The following is a 19,446-nucleotide window of genomic DNA, read 5'->3' on the forward strand; positions in this document are numbered from 1 at the left end:
CTAACGCTCTATCTTTAGCGATTTTTTTAAGAATTTCGTCCGCCCGTTTCCTGATATGCTTTTGCCATCCGCTACAAGGAGGTCAGATGGGTATCATAGCGCAAACTAAAATCAGTTCATTGGGCATGCTGTTCGGTGCCATCGCTTTAATGATGGGGATTATCCACTTTTCATTCGGCCCTTTTTCCGCACCACAGCCAACGCTTGAAAGCATCGTGGCGGATAAAACGGCTGAAATTAAAAGAGGTCTTCTCGCCGGAATAAAAGGCGAAAAAATTACCACCGTGGAGAAAAAAGAGGACGTGGATGTCGATAAAATCCTCGATCAAAGCGGTATCGCACTGGCCATTGCTGCGCTACTTTGCGCATTTGTTGGCGGTATGCGTAAGGAAAATCGCTGGGGCATTCGCGGCGCGCTGGTTTTTGGCGGCGGGACGCTGGCTTTCCATACCTTGCTTTTTGGTATCGGCATCGTGTGCAGCATTTTGCTGATATTCCTTATCTTTTCCTTCCTGACCGGCGGTTCGCTGGTTTAAGCAGCCTGAATAATGCCCGCCGGGTGATCATCAGCGGGCATTATCGTCAGAACTTCTGTTTTTTCTCTTCCACCTTCACCCCTTGTGTCGGTAGGCCGGTGTCATAGTCGCGTACTACTGGCGAATAGCCATCTTGTGGGCGTGGACGAAATGCCCCCATCCAGCGCGGCTGTGCATCTTTACGCCACGGACGCAGGCTCCATTGATAACTGCGGAACGGATCGCGAATTTTGTCCATGTAATCCAATAAGGCGTCATGCATTTTGCTGCGAACGTCTGCAAAACGGATATCATCGATCAGGTTATGCATTTCATTTGGGTCATTACGGCGATCGTAAAGTTCATCACTGGTGAAGAGGTTGAGCACCAGTTTAAAGTCATCCGTCACCCAGCAACGCACCGGAATAAAACCGCCAAAGCTGTCATGCTCAATCTCGTAGCGGTTAAATTCCACCATTACGCCGCGTGGCTCTTTCACGGCAAGGATATTTTCCCCCGGCAGAATCTCTGGTTTTTCAATATCTGCCAGCGCCATCATTGTCGGCAGTAAATCGATATGACTGACTGGCGTATCGACCTGTCGCCGCTCCCCTTGCGGCGAACGGATGATCAGCGGAATACGGGTGATGTCGTCATACATCGCCGCTCCTTTACTGATCAGCTTATGTGCACCCATCATTTCACCATGATCGGAGGTATAAATGACCCACGTATTTTCACGTTGCTCTGGCGTTAAGGCATTGATGACCCGTCCGATTTGGTCATCAACAAAGTCATTACAGGCAAAATAGAGCGGATGGTGATAAAGCCCGTCATCACCGACTGGCGATGGCATCGCCTGCGCCCATAAGCGGTGATGTTCCGGTTTGTTAGCCAGGTCATCCTGTGCTTTCTCGCCCAGCTCGTAGTAAAAATCAGCGTATTTCTCTAAATACTCCACCGGACAGGTGAACGGGTGATGCGGCTCATCATACGAAACCACCATCAGGAAGGGTTCCTCGGCGCGCGCGGGCTGTTGCAGAAAATCCACCGCTCGATTGCTGATGCGGTGCGCCCAGGTGAAGGTTTCGTCAATATGGTTCGCCTGTAAATCTTCGACGCTGTTTAGGCCATTGCGCCACAGGCTAATCTCTTTTTCCGTCAGTTCGCTAAGATAGTTCGCCCCATCGAACCAGTAATCAGCGTCCCACTCCGGCGGACACTCGCCAGTGCCGAAATAGTCATGACCGTCGAGATGCCATTTGCCAATGTAACAGGTGTGATAGCCCGCATCCTTAAAGTAGCGCCCCATGGTGGAAATGTTTTTGCCTGGCGCGACGTTGTTGGTCCACGGGCCGGACTGGTTAGCGTAGATACCGGTAAACAGCCCGGCGCGCGCTGGTGTACAAACTGGTGAACAGGTATAGGCGGAATTAAAGCGAATACTTTCCGCCGCCAGACTATCAATATTTTGCGTATTCAGCGGCTTACCGCTATAGCAACCGACCATATTGGTGGCCTGGGTATCGGTCATGATGAACAGAAAATTGGGGCGTTTCATAGGCTATCCTTCGCGTCGGGAGTAAAGGTTACGGCTGGGTCGTGACGATGCCGCCAGCTGTCAAAAATCAGGTAGACAATCACTACGGCGGCAATGAAATAACTGATCATCGCTAACCAGCGCGTACCGTAGCCGCCGAATTCAGCCAGCCCGGCATAGACGCCAATCATCGCGAACAGGATACCCATTGACGCGATCTTGACGTTTTTCCACGGTTTCATGTCCACCGCAAACGCATCTTTGAAGGTGAACGGCGTGGCGCGCGGTTTGATAAAACCGATCACCAGCATCACTACCACGTTGATACAGAACGTACAGGCCAGCACATAGAGGAAATGGAAGTCGAACTTCACCAGATAGTTGATGGTGATGTAGCTGATTATGCCAATCCCCATCGCCACTTTTGCCGCCAGCGCCGGAATGCGCGGGAAGAAAAAGCCCATAATGATGATGGTAACCAGCGGCACGTTGTAAATACCGTTGAGCTGTTTCATCCAGCTATACAGCCCCTGCGGCGCGTTGGCGATCCACGGCGCGACCAGCACCGAAACGATGGCGATAAAGAAACCAAATTTGCGCCCGACGGTGACCAGCTGCTGCGGCTCGGCATTCTGGTTAATGATGCGACGGTAAATACCCATACTGAATAACGTACTGGCGCTATTCAGAAAGCCGTTGAAGGTACTGATCACCGCACCAAATAACACCGCGCCGAAGAAACCCACCAGTGGCACTGGCAGAACGTTATTGACCAGCGTCGGGTAGGCCATGTCGGCTTTCGGTAGATCCTGATACAGATGAAACGCAATCAACCCTGGCAGTACCAGTACCAGCGGGTCGAGCATTTTCAGCACCGCCGTTAACAGCGCCCCCTTTTGCCCTTCCGCCAGGCTTTTTGACGCCAGCGTGCGTTGCACGATGCCCTGATTTGTACACCAGTAAAAGGTGTTCACCAGAATTAAACCGGTAAATGCCGCGCCAATCGGCAAGGGATCGGTCGGGCCACCGACTGAGTTTAATTTCTCGGCGTGAACGGTGGTAATTTGCTCAATGCCCTGCGTAAAGCTGCCCTTGCCCATCGCGATCAGGCCAAATACCGGTACCATCAACCCGCCAATAACCAGCCCAATACCGTTAATGGAGTCCGCCACTGCCATTGCGCGCAGTCCGCCGATTACCGCATACAAAATTCCCGCCAGACCAAGCAAAATAACCAGTAGCCAGATAGCCGCGCCGTGGGAAATTTGTAACGATTCCCCGACGTGAAACAGGCTGTTGAGCGCCAACGCGCCGGAGTAGAGAACAATCGGCAGAAAGCAGACGCCGGTGGCAATGAGGAAGCAGAAGTCGATGATAATACGCGTCGTTTTATCATAACGTTCCTCCAGAAAATCGGGGATGGTGGCAATGCCGCGCTTCAGATAGCGCGGTAAAAAGATTAGCGCGAGGAAGATCAGCGTCACCGCTGAAGTCACTTCCCAGCCCATCACCGACATGCCGCTTTTGTAGGCCTGCCCGGAAAGGCCGACCAGTTGTTCCGTGGAAAGGTTGGTTAACATTAACGAAGCGGCAATAACCGGCGCTTTTAGTGATCGTCCGGCAAGAAAATAGCCTTGTTGCGATCCGGTATCTGCTTTACGGACCTTCCACCAGGTGATGACCGCCACCAGCAGCGTAAAACCGACAAAACTCAAGATTTGTAACGAATTCATCTCATAGCCCTTATTTATGTTTATGTCCCGGACGCATGAATATAGGGAGAGGTAAAATGCGTCGGGTCAGGCAGTCAGATTCTTAAAATACAAACATCGTATCCCTGAACGGATTGTTTTCTGTTAAGTTCAGGTTGTGAGCATAATTCGCCGGAGGGATATTAAAATGAATGGAAAATTGCAAAGTTCGGATGTAAAAAACGAAACTCCGTACAATATTCCCTTATTGATTAACGAAAATGTGATCTCCAGCGGAATTTCTCTGATCTCGCTCTGGCATACCTACGCCGACGAGCATTATCGGGTGATCTGGCCGCGGGACAAGAAGAAACCGCTTATCGCCAACTCATGGGTTGCGGTGTATACCGTACAAGGATGTGGGAAAATTATTTTAAAGAATGGCGAACAAATAACTCTGCATGGCAACTGTATTATATTTTTAAAGCCAATGGATATTCACTCTTATCACTGTGAAGGTTTAGTCTGGGAACAGTACTGGATGGAATTTACCCCCACCAGTATGATGGATATTCCCGTCGGTCAGCAAAGCGTTATTTATAATGGCGAAGTTTATAATCAGGAACTCACCGAAGTTGCTGAATTAATTACTTCACCAGAAGAAATAAAAAATAATCTGGCAGTCGCTTTTCTGACGAAAATTATTTATCAGTGGATTTGTCTTATGTACTCAGACGGTAAAAAAGATCCACAACGGCGGCAAATTGAAAAACTAATTGCCACTTTACATGCCAGTCTGCAACAACGCTGGAGCGTAGCTGATATGGCTGCCACGATCCCCTGTAGCGAAGCCTGGTTGCGTCGTCTGTTTTTACGCTATACCGGCAAGACGCCGAAAGAATATTACCTCGATGCACGTCTGGATCTGGCGCTATCGCTATTAAAGCAACAAGGGAACTCGGTTGGCGAAGTCGCTGATACGCTCAACTTCTTCGACTCCTTTCATTTCAGCAAAGCCTTTAAACATAAATTTGGTTATGCGCCGTCAACTGTGCTGAAGAATACGGACCAGCACCCAACGGATGCCAGTCCACACAATTAACGTAACTCTGGCCAGTACGCTTTGTTGGCCTCCAGCAACTCATCCAGAATAGCTTTGGCGACCGCGGCGCTCGGTACCGTTTTCGACAACGTAATCGCCTGCCACAGGTGCTGATATGAACGCTGTTCCCAGGCGTCCACGACCAGTTTTTCCACCGCCACTTGCTGACTCATTAACCCTTTCTGAAACTGCGGGATATCGCCGACCACCAGTGGTTCTGGTCCGTTGTGCCCGACCAGACACGGGATCTCGACCATCGCTTCATCATCAAAGTTATGGATTGCCCCGTTGTTAGGCACAATCAGCAACATCCGCTCCTGAGTGTTGAAGGCAATTGCCGCCGCCAGATCGACGATGTATGACGCATGTTCGTCAATTTCCAGCTTGCCCGCCGCTGAATTTCCTGCCGCCGTAATGGCGCGGCAAGCATCGAAAACCTGTTTCTCGCGATGTTCCATCACCTCATTCGCGCGGGTATGTTCAGGGTTGGAATGCTGAACGACATAATCCGGGAAGAGATAATATTTCAGATAGGTGTTCGGCAATGTATCCGGGTCCAGTGCCTGGACATCCCGCGCTTTTGCATAGGTGTCGTTCCAGCTCGCTTCAGTATGTGTATCTTGCTGCGGTGGAACATAACCGTGCTTAGAGACATATTGCCGCAGCTGGGGCATCAGGTCGTTGCCCTGCAAATCTTCAATTGATGTCCACCAGCCAAAGTGGTTCAGGCCGTAGTAGCGCACGCGCATCTGTTTGCGATCTTGCAGCCCAACAATTTGCGCCATCCGGCTTTCAATACCGATTGGCATGTCACAGATGTTGAGGATTTTCGCATTCGGGCGCAGACGACGCGTGGCTTCTGCGACAATGGCTGCCGGGTTGGAGTAGTTGAGCATCCAGGCATTTGGTGAATATTTTTCCATATAATCCACCAGTTCCAGGACGCCGCCAATGGAACGCATGCCGTACGCTATTCCGCCGGGTCCGCAAGTTTCCTGTCCAACAACGCCGTGGCGCAGCGGGATTTTTTCATCCAGTTCGCGCATCGGGTATTTGCCGACGCGGATGTGCGCCATGACAAAATCAACGTCGCTGAACGCCACTTCAGGATCGGTGGTGTAACTAAACGCAATGTCCGGCGCTTTCTCTTTAAGGATGACTTTACAGGCTTCAGCAATGACTTCCTGCCGCGCGCCATCGTTATCATAAAATTTCAGTGCACGAAGCGGGAAACGGTCCTGATTCGCCAGGAGCATCAACACGATGCCTGGCGTAAAGGTGCTTCCACCGCCTGCGACAACCACTGAGAATTTGGTCATTATACTGCCTCCGTAATGGCAACATTTTCTGCTGATTGATGAGAATTAATTAAGCTATCGAGCTGTTCACGTAGCTGGGATACATGCAGACCAATGATCACCTGAATGGCATCGCCACTACGGAAGACGCCGTGCGCTCCCAGCTTTTTAAAGACTTCGTCATCCAGCGTTTGTGACATGTCATGCAGTGCAATCCGTAGACGCGTCGCGCAATTGTTGATGCTGGAGATATTGCCGACCCCGCCCAGGGCTTGCAGGATACCGGCAGCCTGATCCAGCTCTTTTTTTGGCTCTGCCGCGGTGGTTTGGCCTCGCGAGGCTTTATATTCGGCTTTTGAGTAGAGTTTCACTTCCGCATCTTCACGTCCCGGCGTGCACATGTTGAACTGCAGAATCAGGGTGCGGAAAACCACGAAGTACAGCAGGGTAAAGCACAACCCAATGGCGATTTGGGTCAGCATCATATCCGCGTGGTTGCTGAACATCGGGATCCAGTTTTGCGGTAAAACCTGGTCAATCAAACCACCGCCCATGTTGCCCACCACACCAAAGAGATACATTACGGTCGACATTGAGGCCGCCAGCACGGCGTGTACTGCAAACAGCAACGGTGAAATGAACAGGAAGGTAAATTCCAGCGGTTCGGTAATTCCCACCAGCATGGCGGTTAAGGTTGCGGGAATCAGCAAGCCCGCCACTTTTACCCGATTTTCCGGTGCGGCAGTGAAGTACATCGCTAAAGAAATGCCCACGGCACCAAAGATTTTTGAGTTACCGTGCAGGGCAAAACCGCCTTCCGGGAACAACGATTTCAGCGGCTCGGCGCTCAAACTGAACTCTTGCAGATGCTGCGCCCAGTACATCTGAATGCCGCCTTCAACAGCTGCCGGACCAAAGATAAACGGTCCGTAGATGAAGTGGTGTAAACCGGTTGGGATCAGAATACGTTCGAGGAAGGTGTAAACCCACACCCCAAGCGCACCCGCCGAACGCAGGAACGCTTGCAGAGATTCAATTCCCATTTGTACTTTTGGCCAGCCGAGCAAAGTCAGCCAGGCGCAGGGGATCATCACCAGGAAGGCGATAATCACCACATAAGACGTCCCCTGGAAAATGCCGAGAAACACCGGCAGTTTTTTATCGAACAGGCGGTTATGCAACGCCGTCACAATGCCGGAAATGATAATTGCGCCGATAATGCTGGTATCGAGAGTTTTAATCCCCGCCATCATTGTCAGCCCGCTACCAGCCACCGCGTCCTGAGTGAAATCGACGCCGAAGTAGCTTCCCCAGGTCATTCCCATCGCGTTGATGAAATAGTTCCAGGTCAGGAAACTCACCATCACCGCCAGACAAGCACGCCCCTGCGCTTGCTTCGCAAGGCCAATGGGTAAACCGACAGCAAAAATCAGCGGCATATTACGGAATACCGTCCAACCGCCCTCTTCAATAATGTGTACGATTTGCGCGAATAAACTGTTCGGATCGGTCAGTGATTCCCCGACAAACATCGGGTTTTGCAGCAAGATGGCAAGACCCACCACAATCCCGGCGAAGGGAAACAGCAGCACTGGCGTGAACATCGCGCCGCCAAAGCGTTGAATTTGACTGAGCATTTCCACATCCTCTTTTCTCAATTCTGTAAGTAGGAAGCCTGATTGGTTATGCGGCAGGCCTGGAGCGAGGATAGGAAGATGCGATCGGCAGAACATGACGACCCAGTGGGATTCGTGATCGCTTTCATGCTTTTCGTTGGGCGGTAGAGATCTACGTTTTCGCAAAAAAGTAGACATCTGTGAGCACTGGTACACAGCATCGAACACATCTTTAAAAAAAAGATGTTTTTTCAATCGATTAAGCAGAACTTGTGGGCGTATTACCCGGGCTTTCAGGCAAAAAAAGAGATCTAGAGATGATCTACAAAAGCATTGCGGAGCGGTTAAGAATTCGACTTAATTCCGCAGATTTCACGCTAAACAGCCTTCTTCCCGGTGAAAAAAAGCTGGCGGAAGAGTTTGCGGTATCGCGGATGACCATCCGTAAAGCCATTGATCTGCTGGTGGCGTGGGGGCTGGTGGTCCGCCGCCACGGTAGCGGTACTTACCTGGTGCGCAAAGATGTATTGCATCAAACCGCCAGCCTGACCGGGCTGGTGGAGGTGTTAAAACGCCAGGGAAAAACGGTCACCAGCCAGGTGCTGATTTTTGAAATCATGCCTGCGCCTCCGGCCATTGCCAGCCAGTTACGGATTCAAATCAACGAGCAGATCTACTTCTCCCGTCGCGTTCGTTTTGTGGAAGGGAAACCGCTGATGCTGGAAGACAGCTATATGCCGGTAAAACTGTTCCGTAATCTTTCGCTGCAACATCTGGAAGGGTCGAAGTTTGAATATATTGAACAAGAGTGCGGGATTCTGATTGGCGGTAATTATGAAAGCCTGACGCCGGTGCTCGCCGATAGACTGCTGGCGCGGCAAATGAAGGTAGCGGAGAACACGCCACTGCTGCGGATCACCTCGTTGTCATATAGCGAGAGCGGGGAGTTTTTGAATTATTCAGTAATGTTCAGAAATGCCAACGAATACCAGGTGGAGTACCATTTACGGCGACTCCACCCGGAAAAGAGTTAACCGATACTCCAGAAGAGCACCGCCAGTAATTGGGGGGTGATAATGCGCAGGAACATCACTAACGGATAGACAGTGGCGTAAGAGAGCGCCGCCGCACCGCTCGTTGGATGAAGATTATTAGCAAACGCCAGCGCCGGAGGATCGGTCATGGAGCCAGCCAGCATCCCGCACATGGTCAGGTAATTCATTTTGGCTAACATCCGCGCCAGAATACCAACAGTAATCAGCGGAACGGCGGTGATCAGGGCACCATATCCAATCCAGCTTAGCCCTTCGCCATTGACCAGGGTATTCACAAAATCCCCACCAGATTTCAGCCCCACTACCGAGAGGAACAGCACGATCCCCAGCTCCCGCAGCGCGAGGTTGGCGCTTGGCGGCATAAACCAGTACAGCTTACCGATACTGCCGATACGCCCGAGGATCAACGCCATAATCAGCGGACCGCCCGCCAGCCCCAGTTTCAACGCGGCCGGGAATCCCGGCACAAAGACGGGAATAGAGCCTAACAATACGCCAAGCCCGATACCAATAAACACCGGCAACATCTGAACCTGTTGCAGTTTTTGCTGCGCATTCCCCAGCACATTGGCAACGGCATCAATTGCGGACGGACGCCCCACCAGGTTGAGGATATCGCCGAACTGCAGGCTGATATCGCCACTGGCGACCAGTTCGACCCCGGCACGGTTCAGGCGCGAGATAACAACGTCATAGCGTTCTTTAAAGTGCAGGTCGCGAATACGTTTTCCGAGCACGTTTTCATTGGTGACCACCACACGCTCGACGCGTAAATCAGTGCCTTTCGTGGACAGCGAGGTATCGACCTCCTGACCAATCACCAGTTGCGCATTATGTAAATCCGCTGGCTGCCCCACCAGATGCAGCAAATCGCCCAGTTGGATAATGGTATCTGGCGAAGGTACTTTTAGGGTTTCTTCTCGTTTCAGACGCGAGCAGATAATTTTGTCGCCGTTGAGAATCGGTACATCTTTAATGGCTAAATCATGCAGATTAGGGTTCTCAACGCGAATATTGATAGTCCTGATCAGCGCGCCGCCATTGGTGCGTGAAGACTCGTGCTGCTGGGCTTCTGTCTCGACATTGACGCGGAAAATAACCCGCAACATCCACATGGTGAACAAAATCCCGCAAATGCCGAATGGATACGCCATCGCGTAACTCATCCCCATCTGATCGACCATTTCCATTGGTGTACCCAGGTCGCGCAAGATCTGCTGCCCTGCCCCCAGTGCTGGCGTATTGGTTACCGCACCGGAGAAAATCCCCAGCACTACCGGCAGTGGAATATCAAACAGTTTATGCAGGATGGCGGTAACCAGACCACCGATGATGACGATCAGAACAGCAAACAGGTTGAGGCGTAATCCGGAGACGCGCAATGAGGCAAAGAAGCCCGGACCCACCTGAATCCCGATGGTATAAACGAACAGGATCAGGCCAAATTCCTGAATAACATGCAGCATATCGCTACTTAATGTCATCCCCGCCTGAGAAACAAAATGGCCGACGATGATCCCACCAAACAGCACGCCGCCAATACCTAATCCTATGCCGCGAAATTTGACGTTGCCGATAAACAAACCGACGACTGCCACCAAAGCCAGAATACTGACCGTTAATGCTATATCACTCATCGTCCATTTCTCTTGAGATAACATTTTAATTGCTACGGATTATGGCTGAATCGGTGAAGCAGATTTGCCTTATAGCGCACATTATCACGGGAAAGAACGTGCCGAAATATCTTAAACAGGCGAAAATTAACGCATTGTTGAAGAAGAAAGACAAAAAAAGCCCCACCAGAATGGCGGGGCAAAGAGAATAGCTAGTTAGCTATTTAACGCGGGACGTTCGCTGATAGCGATACGCTGCGCTGCGATGGGTTCAGGCTCATTACGAATTAAATCAATATGCAGTAAACCGTTTACGAAGGTTGCGCCAGAGACTTCCATATTTTCAGCCAGCGTAAAGCTCAGGCTAAATGGCTGATTCATAAGCCCTTGATGCAGCCATTTTTTCTCTTCTTTTGGCTGCTCCGGCGTGCCTTTTACGCTCAGGCGCGTACCTTCCAGTTGAATCTCTAAATCTTCCTGACGAAAACCTGCCAGCGCAAGGGTAATGCGGTAGTGGTTATCGTCGCTTTTCTCAATGTTGTACGGCGGGAAGCTCTGGCTTTCACCGGCGTTTTGCAGTGCGTTGGCCAGTTTGTCAAAACCGATCCATTGACGCATCAGTGGGGATAAATCGAAGTTACGCATAGTCATTTCTCCTTCTAAGAAGCGAGTAAGTACCTGCAAATCCGAAGATTCGCATATGCTCCCTGACGGCGAGCATGGAGATGTCAGGCCGCGCCAGGCGGCCTTAAGGAATTAGTTGATTTCGATACGGCGCGGTTTTTTCGCTTCCGGAATCACGCGTTCGAGATCGATATACAGCAGACCATTCACCAGGTTAGCGCCACGAACATGAATGTTCTCAGCTAACTGGAATTTGCGTTCAAAGTTGCGTTCAGCGATGCCCTGGTACAGATAGGTGCGCTCTTTTTGTTCGTCGGCGTGAGCACCTTTCACCACCAGCAGATTATCCTGGGCGGTAATTTCCAGTTCGCTCTCAGCAAAACCAGCCACAGCGATAGCAATGCGGTAATGGTTTTCGTCTACCAGTTCAACGTTATACGGAGGGTAGCCGCCATTACTCTGGCTCTGGTTGTTTTCTAAGTGGTTAAACAAACGGTCAAATCCAATAGCAGAACGGTAAAGCGGGGATAAATCAAAGTTACGCATAATCAATAGCTCCTGAAATCAGCGAGAATGTAAGACCTTCCACAATGGACAGGTCAGGTAGCCAGAACACCCATCAGGCGCGTCCTCATCGGCTACGATGTAAAAATGGGTCTGGAAATGAACTTTTCAAGCCTTATCAGCGGACTTTTTTTTGCAGTTTATGGTCTATTGCATAGACTGAGGGGGCAGCACGAAACGTTAAAGTGCGATAGCCGCCACAGTGCGACGTAATGATGATGTTATTTTCAGCAAGGGATCGCTATAACTCATCAGGCCAACACCCACGATCAACAGATGAATTTATTATGATAAGAAATGTGTTGTTAGCGTTCATGATATGCAGCGGAATGACATTACTCGGAGGATGCTCCAGCGTGATGTCCCATACCGGGGGGAAAGAAGGAACGTATCCCGGCACCCGCGCCAGCGCCACCATGATTGGCGACGAGGAAACCAACTGGGGCACTAAGTCGCTGGCGATTCTCGATATGCCGTTTACCGCTGTGATGGACACGCTTTTACTGCCGTGGGATGTGTTCCGCAAAGACAGCTCGGTGCGCTCACGCGTTGAAAAAAGCGAAGCCAACGCGCAAGCCACAAATGCGGTTATTCCACCCGCCAGAATGCCTGATAACTGATTTAGCGATCAGTTTCGGTGATCCACAGCTGGCCGCCTTCCATCCACGCCAGCCACTGACCATCCGGCGAGAAGACCACGGCGTCCGCAGAAGGTGGATTGGCGTGGTTTTCGGTTAAATACTCAACCTCGCCGCTTTGCGCATGGGCGCAAGCAATTCGATTATCCAGCACAAAGCCCAACCATTCTCCTGACGGATGCCAGTTAAATGCAGACTGAATATCCGTTTTATTATGGGTTAACTGGCGCGGCTCGCCGCCTTGTGGCGAGATAAGCCACAGTTGCACAATGCCGTTATCATCACGCATTAAAAACGCGATTTGCGTACCCTGCGGATTACAGCGCACCCAGTGGCGCGGGACGTTGACTAACCCCGGATAAGCCCGATGGTGGGTAAAGGTTAAACGTCGCTGCACGACGCCACGCGGTGGCGCGGGCAGGGTTGTTTCCGTTCCACTTAACGGCGCATCACCTGCCGCTTTCCAGCCAGCTTCATCTTGCGGTAACTCAACGATAAATAGCTCCGGCACTTTCTCGCCCTTTGGCGAAAGTGTGTCGCCAATAAACGCCAGCGCGTGATTTCCTACCCATCCTTCTTCATAAGCACGATTGATTTCATCACTGCCAGGCTGCGGCGTGGGCGTGGTTTTACTCACCAGCACACACCAGTGGCTACCGCTGTATTCACGCGGATGCTGCTTTTGTACATTGACCGGGCCAAACGGCGCAGCAACACCGACGTTTCGCAAATCCAGCGCCGAATCGAGTTGATGCATTACATGGTCGTTATAGGTAAAGCTCACCCTTTCTCCGTTCGGGCTAAAGACATGCACATGGCTGCCGCCGCGCAGCGCTCCTGGGGTGTACGGCGCGGTAATATCCATTGCATCGAGATTGCTCACCTTGCCGCCTTCAGCAATCACTCCGCGCCGATGATGGAAGTCGTAATGCCATGTTTCATCAGGATTTTCCGGGCCGTGAATAAAGACATATTTCTCTGACTTCGGATGAACGGTCACCACGCCGACGTGTGCGCCCTGTGACGCGCGATAGATAACCTCGACCTCGCCGGTATGGATATTCACACGCTCAATGGTCTCGCCAGTAAACGACGCCCCAGAAGGACGCACGTCAAATACCAGCCACTGGCTGTCGGGCGTCCAGGTATTGGTATTGGTGAGCAGGTGATTACGGGGAGCAAAGGTTATCTGTTTCATGGCGCGGTCCTGATACAAAACGGGTCCCGCCATCATACTTCACAAGGACTTCACTTTCAGACAATAGTCTTTTGCCATCGTGATGAATGTGAGTGAAAAGATGGAACATTTCGACGTGGCGATTATTGGCCTCGGTCCAGCAGGTTCGGCGTTGGCGCGAAAGTTAGCAGACAAAATGCAGGTGATCGCGCTGGATAAAAAGCACCAGCATGGTACTGAAGGTTTCAGCAAACCCTGCGGCGGTCTGCTGGCACCGGACGCGCAGCGATCTTTTATTCGCGATGGACTGACGCTTCCTGTCGATGTGATCGCCAACCCGCAGATTTTCAGCGTCAAAACCGTCGACGTCGCCGCATCGCTCACACGTAACTACCAGCGAAGCTATATCAATATTAATCGCCACGCTTTCGACTTGTGGATGAAATCGCTGATCCCCGCCAGCGTTGAGGTTTACCACGATAGCCTGTGTCGAAAAATCTGGCGTGAGGATGATAAATGGCATGTCATTTTTCGTGCAGACGGTTGGGAGCAGCATATTACCGCCCGCTATCTGGTCGGTGCCGATGGTGCCAACTCGATGGTGCGGCGACATCTCTACCCGGACCATCAAATTCGTAAATATGTCGCTATCCAGCAGTGGTTCGCAGAGAAGCATCCGGTGCCGTTCTACTCCTGCATCTTTGATAATGCGATAACTGACTGTTACTCATGGAGTATCAGCAAAGACGGTTATTTTATCTTTGGCGGTGCCTATCCAATGAAAGACGGTCAGACGCGTTTCGCGACGCTGAAAGAGAAAATGAGCGCCTTTCAGTTCCAGTTTGGCAAAGCGGTGAAAAGTGAGAAATGTACCGTGTTGTTTCCCTCACGTTGGCAGGATTTTGTCTGCGGTAAGGACAATGCCTTTCTGATTGGTGAAGCAGCGGGATTTATCAGCGCCAGCTCGCTGGAGGGAATTAGCTATGCGCTGGATAGCGCAGAGATTCTGCGTTCAGTGTTACTGAAGCAGCCGGAGAAGAGCAACGCCGCCTACTGGCGCGCCACCCGCAAACTGCGTTTAAAACTCTTCGGCAAGATAGTAAAAAGCCGATGCCTGACCGCACCGGCTTTAAGAAAGTGGATTATGCGCAGTGGTGTGGCGCATATTCCACAGTTGAAAGATTAGCCAACGCGCTTCACATCGCCCACCAGCAGGATGTAAAAGAGCGCGCCAATCAACGCGACGGCAGAAATATAAACCAGTGCAGGTGCGAAACCGTAACCCTGCGCCAGGTACCCCACCACCAGCGGAACGGTGATGCCGCCCAGACCACCGGCAAAGTTAAACACGCCGCCGGTTAAACCAATCAGGCGCATCGGTGCCAGAGAAGAGACCAGCGACCAGGTAATCGAAGCAAAACCGTTGCCGAAGAATGCCAGCGCCATCAGGCACATAATCATCATCGGATCGTTGGTGTAGTTAGCGCCCATAATGCAGGTGGAGATCAGCAAGCCGCAGATAATCGGCGTTTTACGCGCAAAGCCCAGTGAAAAGCCCTTACGTACCAGCAGATCCGCGACCCAGCCAGAGAGCAGGACGCCGACAAACGCCGCAAGAAACGGCACCGTGGTCATAAATCCTGCTTTCAGCGCTGTGATTCCTTTTTCCTGGGTTAAATAGTTCGGGAACCAGGTTAAGAAAAACCACAGTGTAGAAGCCACCGCAAATTGCCCAAGATAGACGCCAATCAGTTTACGATGGAACACCAGTTTCCAGTCTTTGGCTGTTAACGGCTGACGCGCCTCTTTCTTCACCGGCGCATCACCATCCACCAGACCGCCGCCATCACGAATGTAATCCAGTTCAGCTTTGCTGATACCTTTAGTCAGGCGCGGCGGCTGATAAACCTTAAACCAAATCAGCGACCAGATAATGCCGATACCACCAGTGACAATGAACACCCAGTGCCAGCTCAACATTTCCTGAATCCAGATCAGCAGCGGAGTCAGAAACGCCAGACCGACAAACTGACCAGACGTATAAAAACCAACGGCGGAAGCGCGTTCATGTTCCGGGAACCAGCTGGTCACCATCCGGTTATTGGTCGGGAAAGCGGGCGCTTCGAAAATACCGGTTATCGCGCGCAGACCAATTAATGACATTAATCCCGTGGCAAAGCCCTGGAATAAAGTCGCCACTGACCAGCCAAATATCGCAATAAAATAAGTCACGCGAGAACCTACGCGATCTAAAAACCAACCGCCGGGGATCTGGCATAGCGTATAAAGCCAGGCGAAGGCCGAAAATACATAGCCCATTTCCGCTTTGGTAATACCGAACTCTTCCTGAATATGGGCGGAAGCCACGGCCAGGTTAGCGCGGTCAACATAACAAATGACCACCGTAATAAAGATCATCACCAGCGTCAGATAACGCCGACGCCCCGGCTTTGCTGCATTAACGGGAATATCCATAGCGAGCTTTCTCCAGATTTTGGGCATAGCGAAGCCGCTCACCATGCCCTGTAATTTACAGAGGGTTATATTTTTGTATTGCTGTTTTAGTGCCCGATGAGGGGCTTACGTGGCAGGAATTACCACTCTGCTACGCTGTTATCTTCATGACGCCAGAGCGGATTACGCCAGTCCGGGGCATTTTTACTGAACTCAATAACTTTAGCTTCGTCGATTTCCACACCTAAGCCCGGTTTCGTTAATGGTTTAAAGAAACCGCCGACCATGCTGAAGTCTTCTTTGTTTTTCACAAAGTCGAGTAACTCCGCGCCTTTGTTGTAATGAATGCCCATACTTTGTTCCTGAAGTACGGCGTTATAGGAAACAAAGTCGATATGCAGACAAGCCGCCAGTGCAATCGGTCCGAGAGGACAGTGCGGCGCAAGGGTCACGTCATAGGCTTCTGCCATTCCGGCAATTTTGTAGCATTCGGTAATACCGCCTGCATGAGAGAGATCCGGTTGCAGAATCGAAATACCGCCCGCCTCCAGCACGCGTTTAAAATCGAAGCGTGAGAACATGCGTTCACCCGCCGCCAGTGGAATATGCGTTTGTGCCGCCAGTTTCGGGTAGTATTCGGCCTGTTCCGCCAGCACCGGCTCTTCAATAAACAGCGGGCGATACGGCTCCAGTTCTTTAATCAGCACTTTCGCCATCGGCGCGCTGACGCGACCGTGGAAATCAAGACCAAACTCAATCTGATTGCCAAAAGCTTCACGAATTTGTGCCACTGTGTTGACTGCCGCATCTACCGCGCGGGAGTTATCAATTAGCCCCAGTTCTTCACAACCGTTCAGTTTGAAGGTATCGAAGCCGATTTCGCGCAGCGTTTTAATGCCGTCGATAACATCCGCCGGACGATCGCCGCCGACCCAACTGTAGGCTTTAATTTTGTCGCGAACCAGGCCGCCCATCAGTTGCCAGACCGGCGCGTTCAGCACTTTACCTTTGATATCCCATAACGCCTGGTCGATCCCGGCAATGGCGCTCATCAGGATCGGACCGCCACGATAAAATCCGGCGCGATACATCACTTGCCATAAGTCATTGATGCGCGATGGATCCTGACCAATCAAATAGTCACCCAGCTCGTGAACTGCCGCTTCCACCGTACGGGCGCGGCCTTCGATCACGGGCTCGCCCCAACCGACCACGCCTTCATCGGTTTCAATTTTCAGGAACATCCAGCGGGGAGGTAAACGATACGTGGTAATTTTGGTGATTTTCATTGCACTGCCTCTCGATACGCCTTAACAAATGCTGCTGCCTGCTGCGCGGTGCGTTCTACGGTCTGCCCGGCGCGATAGAGATCGCTGCCTAAACCTGCTCCTGCACAACCTGCGTCTATCCACTGCGCCAGGTTTTCTGGCGTCACGCCGCCAACGGCAAAGACTGCGATGTCCGGTGGTAATACCGCTTTTAACGCTTTGATGTATTGCGGACCAAAAGCCGATGACGGAAATATTTTCAGCGCCTGCGCGCCCGCGTCGAGCGCTGTAAAGGCTTCGGTCGCCGTCGCGCAGCCGGGGCAAACGGTCATACCGTAGCCCACCGCACGGCGGATCACTTCACTATGGATATTGGGCGTAACGATGAGCTGGCAGCCCATCCTGGCGAGTGCATCGACCTGTTCAGGTTTCAGTACCGTACCTGCGCCAATCAACGCCTTGTCGCCATACGCATCAACGATGGCGGGAATGCTCTGCTCCCATTGTGGGGAATTCAGCGGGATTTCAACCGCGTCGAACCCGGCGTCAATCACCGCGCCAACATGCGCCAGCGCCTCGTCGGGCGTAATACCGCGCAAAATGGCGATCAGCGGGAGTTTAGTTTGCCACTGCATGAGCGATGCTCCTTATACCAGCCTGAAATGCCGTGTCGCCCGCTACCGCCGTCACGTCGCACCCCATCGCCTGAAAGGCTTGCTGGTAGCGCGCGGTCAGCGATGTTCCGGCGACAAGGGTGATGGCGTGTTGATGGGTCACATAGTCGCGCATACTGGCGACCTCTGCGCCAATCAACAAACCAGAGAGAAATTCGCTGACCTGTTCACGGGGAAGCGTTCCCAGCACATGCGAGGCGCGAACTTCAAAAAGCTGCGGCAATATGGCGGGCGCATTAAGGCCACGCTCAAGGCCAGCCGCGAAGGCATCGGCAGAGTTTTCCTGCGGCGGCAAACCTGCGCCAATCAATGAGTGATTTAACAGTAAATGATGTAATTCACCGGTCATCACGGTGCGAAAATCGTTGATTTGCTGGCTATCGGCCTGCACCCATTTGCAATGCGTACCGGGCATGACATAAAGAGAGGAAGGAGCCAGAGCACGCGCGCCGATCAATTGTGTTTCTTCGCCGCGCATCACATTATGGTTATCGTCATGAGAGATGCATAATCCGGGAATAATCCAGATATTGTCGCCAACCGACGTTAATTGATCGCTAATAGACGAAAAACGGGCAGGAACGGATAAATACGGCGCGACTTTCCAGCCGACATTGCTGCCGACCATTCCTGCCATTACCACTGGCGTATTCTCTTCACGCCAGTCGGTCGTCACTTCTGCTAACACCGCAGCCGGAGATTTTCCGTTCAGACGCGTGACGCCTGCTTCTGATTGCCTGCTGTCCAGGCAGTGGTCGCCCTGATAAAGCCAGGCGCGCAGATTGGTCGATCCCCAGTCAATTGCGATGTAGCGAGCTGTCATGTGATTTCCTTTAACCTTCGTGTCGAGCTGGCGATCATGGTAAGCGCCGCCTGCTCTGCCGCATCGCCGTCCTGATGCCGTATTGCATCGAACAGCGTCTTATGTTCCTGGAGCGTTTGCGGCATGTTGGCCTCATCGCCCATCCAGGTTCGTTCAAAAACCGCCCGCTGCAACGAACTGATCGCAATGCTAAGTTGCTGTAACACCGGGTTATGCACCGACTGCAGCACCGCCTCGTGGTAGCGAATATCCGCTTCGTTAAACGCTTCGCGGTCCTGATTGTTGGCAATCATCTCGTTCAGCGCCGATTCAATCTGCGCCAGATCGCTGGAAGTCGCGCGTTCTGCCGCCCAACGGGCAATCGCCGGTTCCACCAGGTTTCGCACTTCGCTCATGGCACTGATAAGCCGTGGGTCGTAGTCGTTTTCCAGCACCCATTGCAGTACGTCAGTGTCGAGGTAATTCCACTGGTTACGCGGTGCCACAAACGCGCCGCGATAACGTTTCATTTCAATCAGCCGCTTCGCCATCAGCGAACGGAACACCTCACGGATGATGTTGCGCGAGGTTGCAAACTCTTCACAGAGCTCCGCCTCAGCCGGAAGTGGAGAGCCTGGTACGTATTTGCCGTGAACGATCTGTTTACCCAGCGTAATGACAATGCGATCGGTTTTATTGAGAGTCATGGAGAGTCCTTGTGCTCTGTATGTTCTTCTCTACTTTACCCCGATCGATGCATAACGCGGCAACTTTGTAGTACCAGCGTGATGACGTTCGCGTTTGCTGTGCGT

At 51.9% G+C, this 19,446-nt stretch carries 18 protein-coding genes and 1 other annotated feature; of the genes, 5 read left to right on the top strand and 13 right to left on the bottom strand.

Annotation, left to right across the window (positions count from 1 at the left end; genetic code table 11):
* Positions 1-86 precede the first annotated feature (86 nt).
* The gene (gene yidI / locus ACJHXB_RS17475; protein ID WP_000511310.1) at positions 87-536 is read left to right on the top strand and encodes a protein YidI; all 450 of its coding nucleotides are present in this window, start codon (positions 87-89) and stop codon (positions 534-536) included.
* Between the two features lie 46 nt (positions 537-582).
* On the opposite strand, the gene ACJHXB_RS17480 is transcribed toward yidI, so the two are convergent.
* Positions 583-2,076 (bottom strand): sulfatase-like hydrolase/transferase, encoded by a 1,494-nt coding sequence (locus tag ACJHXB_RS17480; RefSeq protein ID WP_000828513.1) that lies wholly within the window; start codon positions 2,074-2,076, stop codon positions 583-585.
* Complete coding sequence (locus ACJHXB_RS17485) at positions 2,073-3,788, bottom strand: solute:sodium symporter family transporter (RefSeq protein ID WP_001087125.1); 1,716 nt, start codon at positions 3,786-3,788, stop codon at positions 2,073-2,075. Before ACJHXB_RS17485 ends, ACJHXB_RS17480 begins: the two co-directional genes overlap by 4 nt.
* Before the next feature lie 166 nt (positions 3,789-3,954).
* Between ACJHXB_RS17485 and ACJHXB_RS17490 the strand changes: the two genes are divergently transcribed.
* On the top strand, positions 3,955-4,848 hold the full coding sequence (locus ACJHXB_RS17490) for a helix-turn-helix transcriptional regulator (protein WP_001469010.1): 894 nt from the start codon (positions 3,955-3,957) through the stop codon (positions 4,846-4,848).
* Here the strand turns inward: ACJHXB_RS17490 and ACJHXB_RS17495 are convergent.
* Together ACJHXB_RS17495 and ACJHXB_RS17500 are read right to left on the bottom strand one after the other, a co-directional pair.
* Positions 4,845-6,167, bottom strand: a complete 1,323-nt coding sequence (locus ACJHXB_RS17495) for a 6-phospho-alpha-glucosidase (RefSeq protein WP_000160110.1) — start codon at positions 6,165-6,167, stop codon at positions 4,845-4,847. The genes ACJHXB_RS17490 and ACJHXB_RS17495 overlap by 4 nt on opposite strands.
* On the bottom strand, positions 6,167-7,783 hold the full coding sequence (locus ACJHXB_RS17500) for a PTS sugar transporter subunit IIB (RefSeq protein ID WP_000952127.1): 1,617 nt from the start codon (positions 7,781-7,783) through the stop codon (positions 6,167-6,169). Before ACJHXB_RS17500 ends, ACJHXB_RS17495 begins: the two co-directional genes overlap by 1 nt.
* A gap of 296 nt (positions 7,784-8,079) precedes the next feature.
* On the opposite strand from ACJHXB_RS17500, the gene ACJHXB_RS17505 reads away from it, so the two are divergent.
* The gene (locus ACJHXB_RS17505; protein ID WP_001469009.1) at positions 8,080-8,796 is read left to right on the top strand and encodes a GntR family transcriptional regulator; all 717 of its coding nucleotides are present in this window, start codon (positions 8,080-8,082) and stop codon (positions 8,794-8,796) included.
* On the opposite strand, the gene ACJHXB_RS17510 is transcribed toward ACJHXB_RS17505, so the two are convergent.
* From ACJHXB_RS17510 to ibpA, 3 genes are all read right to left on the bottom strand, one after another.
* Positions 8,793-10,454 (bottom strand): putative transporter, encoded by a 1,662-nt coding sequence (locus ACJHXB_RS17510; protein ID WP_001279763.1) that lies wholly within the window; start codon positions 10,452-10,454, stop codon positions 8,793-8,795. The two genes, ACJHXB_RS17505 and ACJHXB_RS17510, sit on opposite strands and share 4 nt — an antisense overlap.
* 195 nt (positions 10,455-10,649) lie before the next feature.
* A complete protein-coding gene (gene ibpB / locus ACJHXB_RS17515) occupies positions 10,650-11,078 on the bottom strand; it encodes a small heat shock chaperone IbpB (protein WP_001243431.1) in 429 nt (142 codons plus the stop codon).
* A gap of 111 nt (positions 11,079-11,189) precedes the next feature.
* Positions 11,190-11,603: a small heat shock chaperone IbpA gene (gene ibpA, locus ACJHXB_RS17520; RefSeq protein WP_001243437.1), complete on the bottom strand. Its 414-nt coding sequence runs from the start codon at positions 11,601-11,603 to the stop codon at positions 11,190-11,192.
* Positions 11,597-11,669, bottom strand: a sequence feature (ROSE (Repression Of Heat Shock gene Expression) occurs in the 5'-region of heat shock genes and acts as an RNA thermometer to modulate expression.). Its footprint overlaps the gene before it by 7 nt.
* A gap of 239 nt (positions 11,670-11,908) precedes the next feature.
* Between ibpA and ACJHXB_RS17525 the strand changes: the two genes are divergently transcribed.
* The gene (locus ACJHXB_RS17525; protein ID WP_019843073.1) at positions 11,909-12,241 is read left to right on the top strand and encodes a YceK/YidQ family lipoprotein; all 333 of its coding nucleotides are present in this window, start codon (positions 11,909-11,911) and stop codon (positions 12,239-12,241) included.
* Between the two features lies 1 nt (position 12,242).
* On the opposite strand, the gene ACJHXB_RS17530 is transcribed toward ACJHXB_RS17525, so the two are convergent.
* Complete coding sequence (locus tag ACJHXB_RS17530) at positions 12,243-13,457, bottom strand: DUF3748 domain-containing protein (RefSeq protein WP_001469008.1); 1,215 nt, start codon at positions 13,455-13,457, stop codon at positions 12,243-12,245.
* Between the two features lie 100 nt (positions 13,458-13,557).
* Here ACJHXB_RS17530 and cbrA point away from each other — a divergent pair, with 100 nt between their 5' ends.
* Complete coding sequence (gene cbrA / locus ACJHXB_RS17535; RefSeq protein WP_001604976.1) at positions 13,558-14,622, top strand: colicin M resistance lipid reductase CbrA; 1,065 nt, start codon at positions 13,558-13,560, stop codon at positions 14,620-14,622.
* On the opposite strand, the gene ACJHXB_RS17540 is transcribed toward cbrA, so the two are convergent.
* From ACJHXB_RS17540 to dgoR, 5 genes are all read right to left on the bottom strand, one after another.
* Entirely contained in the window at positions 14,619-15,956 is a 1,338-nt protein-coding gene (locus tag ACJHXB_RS17540) for an MFS transporter (RefSeq protein ID WP_410233521.1), read from the bottom strand. The genes cbrA and ACJHXB_RS17540 overlap by 4 nt on opposite strands.
* A 74-nt stretch (positions 15,957-16,030) precedes the next feature.
* A complete protein-coding gene (dgoD, locus tag ACJHXB_RS17545) occupies positions 16,031-17,179 on the bottom strand; it encodes a galactonate dehydratase (protein ID WP_000705001.1) in 1,149 nt (382 codons plus the stop codon).
* Positions 17,176-17,793, bottom strand: coding sequence for a 2-dehydro-3-deoxy-6-phosphogalactonate aldolase (dgoA, locus tag ACJHXB_RS17550; RefSeq protein ID WP_001198714.1), 618 nt, complete (start codon positions 17,791-17,793; stop codon positions 17,176-17,178). The genes dgoD and dgoA overlap by 4 nt, the downstream gene beginning before the upstream one ends.
* Positions 17,777-18,655 (bottom strand): 2-dehydro-3-deoxygalactonokinase, encoded by an 879-nt coding sequence (gene dgoK / locus ACJHXB_RS17555; RefSeq protein ID WP_000127073.1) that lies wholly within the window; start codon positions 18,653-18,655, stop codon positions 17,777-17,779. Before dgoK ends, dgoA begins: the two co-directional genes overlap by 17 nt.
* Positions 18,652-19,341, bottom strand: a complete 690-nt coding sequence (gene dgoR, locus ACJHXB_RS17560; protein WP_000174306.1) for a D-galactonate utilization transcriptional regulator DgoR — start codon at positions 19,339-19,341, stop codon at positions 18,652-18,654. Before dgoR ends, dgoK begins: the two co-directional genes overlap by 4 nt.
* Positions 19,342-19,446: the final 105 nt, after the last annotated feature.

The sequence above is a fragment of the Escherichia sp. WS3227_2 genome, from assembly GCF_046486495.1.
Classification (GTDB): domain Bacteria; phylum Pseudomonadota; class Gammaproteobacteria; order Enterobacterales; family Enterobacteriaceae; genus Escherichia; species Escherichia coli.

Coding starts and splice junctions, on each gene's coding strand:
- ACJHXB_RS17505 (WP_001469009.1), top strand. CDS start 8,080: ATGATCTACAAAAGCATTGCGGAGCGGTTAAGAATTCGACTTAATTCC.
- dgoK (WP_000127073.1), bottom strand. CDS start 18,655: ATGACAGCTCGCTACATCGCAATTGACTGGGGATCGACCAATCTGCGC.
- ACJHXB_RS17540 (WP_410233521.1), bottom strand. CDS start 15,956: ATGGTGAGCGGCTTCGCTATGCCCAAAATCTGGAGAAAGCTCGCTATG.
- ACJHXB_RS17500 (WP_000952127.1), bottom strand. CDS start 7,783: ATGCTCAGTCAAATTCAACGCTTTGGCGGCGCGATGTTCACGCCAGTG.
- dgoD (WP_000705001.1), bottom strand. CDS start 17,179: ATGAAAATCACCAAAATTACCACGTATCGTTTACCTCCCCGCTGGATG.
- dgoR (WP_000174306.1), bottom strand. CDS start 19,341: ATGACTCTCAATAAAACCGATCGCATTGTCATTACGCTGGGTAAACAG.
- ACJHXB_RS17480 (WP_000828513.1), bottom strand. CDS start 2,076: ATGAAACGCCCCAATTTTCTGTTCATCATGACCGATACCCAGGCCACC.
- ACJHXB_RS17510 (WP_001279763.1), bottom strand. CDS start 10,454: ATGAGTGATATAGCATTAACGGTCAGTATTCTGGCTTTGGTGGCAGTC.
- ACJHXB_RS17525 (WP_019843073.1), top strand. CDS start 11,909: ATGATAAGAAATGTGTTGTTAGCGTTCATGATATGCAGCGGAATGACA.
- ibpB (WP_001243431.1), bottom strand. CDS start 11,078: ATGCGTAACTTCGATTTATCCCCACTGATGCGTCAATGGATCGGTTTT.
- dgoA (WP_001198714.1), bottom strand. CDS start 17,793: ATGCAGTGGCAAACTAAACTCCCGCTGATCGCCATTTTGCGCGGTATT.
- ibpA (WP_001243437.1), bottom strand. CDS start 11,603: ATGCGTAACTTTGATTTATCCCCGCTTTACCGTTCTGCTATTGGATTT.
- ACJHXB_RS17495 (WP_000160110.1), bottom strand. CDS start 6,167: ATGACCAAATTCTCAGTGGTTGTCGCAGGCGGTGGAAGCACCTTTACG.
- cbrA (WP_001604976.1), top strand. CDS start 13,558: ATGGAACATTTCGACGTGGCGATTATTGGCCTCGGTCCAGCAGGTTCG.
- ACJHXB_RS17490 (WP_001469010.1), top strand. CDS start 3,955: ATGAATGGAAAATTGCAAAGTTCGGATGTAAAAAACGAAACTCCGTAC.
- ACJHXB_RS17485 (WP_001087125.1), bottom strand. CDS start 3,788: ATGAATTCGTTACAAATCTTGAGTTTTGTCGGTTTTACGCTGCTGGTG.
- ACJHXB_RS17530 (WP_001469008.1), bottom strand. CDS start 13,457: ATGAAACAGATAACCTTTGCTCCCCGTAATCACCTGCTCACCAATACC.
- yidI (WP_000511310.1), top strand. CDS start 87: ATGGGTATCATAGCGCAAACTAAAATCAGTTCATTGGGCATGCTGTTC.